This window comes from Rhodovulum strictum (assembly GCF_009649175.1).
GTDB classification, from domain to species: Bacteria; Pseudomonadota; Alphaproteobacteria; order Rhodobacterales; family Rhodobacteraceae; genus Rhodovulum; species Rhodovulum strictum.
This window is the reverse complement of sequence record NZ_WJPO01000070.1, coordinates 1-1621: the sequence shown is the minus strand read 5'-3', so window position 1 is coordinate 1621 and position 1621 is coordinate 1. Positions and strand designations below refer to the sequence as shown.

Sequence of the window (1621 nt, the reverse complement as noted above, 5' to 3'; positions counted from 1 at the left end):
GCGCAACCTCCTGCCGCCAGACGGGGCGCTGCCGGCCCGGCCATGCTGCGCCGGTTACATCCCGCCCGATTTCGCCTCGGCCACCATGGCGGCGACGCGGGCGCGCAGCGGGGCAGGGATCTGGTCGTCCGATAGCGACAGGAAACCCTGCACGATCAGGTCGCGCGCCGCATCCTCGGACATGCCCGAAGCCATCAGATAGGCCAGCTTCTCGCCGTCGATCCGGCCCACCGATGCCTCGTGCGAAAGCTGCGTGCCCTCGGCCAGCGCCGAAAGCGACGGCACCGCGCGGATCTCGCCCGCATCGGTCAGCTTGAGCCCGTCGCAGCCCAGGAACCCCTCGGTCCCGGCAGCCGCGCCGACCAGAAGCGCCCGGTTCTCGATGACGCCCCCGGCCGAGACCATCCGCGTCACGTCCTGCGACCGGGCGCCCGGAGCGATCAGGCGGGTTTCGCTGGCCAGCACCCGCGAGGTGCCCTCGGGCGCGAAGACGACAGCCTGCGATGTTGCGCTGGCCCCCGCGTCGAGGATCGAGACCGAATGGCTGGCATGATGGCGGATCGGCGACATCATGATCGCGGTCGCGGTCGAGGTAGCCCCGGCCTCCATCCGCGACCAGCCATAGGAATGAACCTCCATCTCGGGGCCCCAATGCTCGATCGTGACCGAACGGCAGGTCGCATTCGCCCGGATGTAGGTCTCGCCGATCGAGATGTGGCGGCCCTTGCGCACCGAGGCAGGCACCGCAGACCCCGAGATCATCTCGACCTCGGCGCCCTCGTCGATCAGGGTGATGTCATGGGTGAACTGGCGGCCCTGGGGCGTTTCGAGCAGGGTAAAGCTCTGCACCGGCAGTTTCACCCTGGCCCCCGGCTTGACCCAGATGAAATGGCCAAGCGGATCGTGCATGTGCTCGGCGACCAGGCGGACATGCTCGTTCTCCTCGGGATCGACCAGCCCGAACATCAGCCCCTGCACGAAATCATAGGTCTTCAGCGCCTGGGCAAGCGGCAGGATCTCCACGCCCGGATCGTTCGACAATGCCATGCGCATCGCGCGATCCGCCAGGATCGAGGTGCCCGCGCGGGTGGATTCGTCGCCGAAGCCGACCTCGTGCAGGATGTCGCGTTCGGCATTGGTCAGGGTGCCGGAACTGGTTGTCATGTCGTCCATCGCTTGCTCCTTGAAGGCTGCCGCGCGGTCAGGCCGCGTCGGGAACGCTGTAGCCGTTGGTCTGGATATGGGTGAAAAGCGTCTGGGGATCGCCCGAATGGATCAGGCGCCCGTCCCTGACGATATGCGCACGGTCGGCCGCGACATGGCGCAGGATCAGGCCGGTATGGGTGATGACCAGCCCGGCGCGCGGGCGGTCCTGGCGGTCGGGGCTGCGCACGATGCGTCGGATCGCCTGGCCGATGGCGATGACATGTTCCAGGTCGACCCCGCTTTCGGGTTCGTCGAACAGCATCAGGCGGGGATCCTGAAGGAACAGCTTGAGGATTTCCCAGCGCTTTATCTCGCCGCCCGAGAAGCCCACATTCATGTCGCGCCGCACGAAATCGGTCAGGTCCAGCGCCGCCGCCTCGCGCGCCAGCGTCTCGCCCGCCCCCAGCGCCTCGGC

The 1621-nt window shown here is 67.7% G+C and carries 1 protein-coding gene and 1 pseudogene; both read right to left on the bottom strand.

All coding sequences use genetic code 11. The features are described from left to right. Positions 1-54: 54 nt before the first annotated feature. Complete coding sequence (locus tag GH815_RS18635; RefSeq protein ID WP_211365133.1) at positions 55-1173, bottom strand: SufD family Fe-S cluster assembly protein; 1119 nt, start codon at positions 1171-1173, stop codon at positions 55-57. A gap of 28 nt (positions 1174-1201) precedes the next feature. Next, positions 1202-1621: pseudogene (locus GH815_RS18945) on the bottom strand (hypothetical protein); the annotation flags it as partial.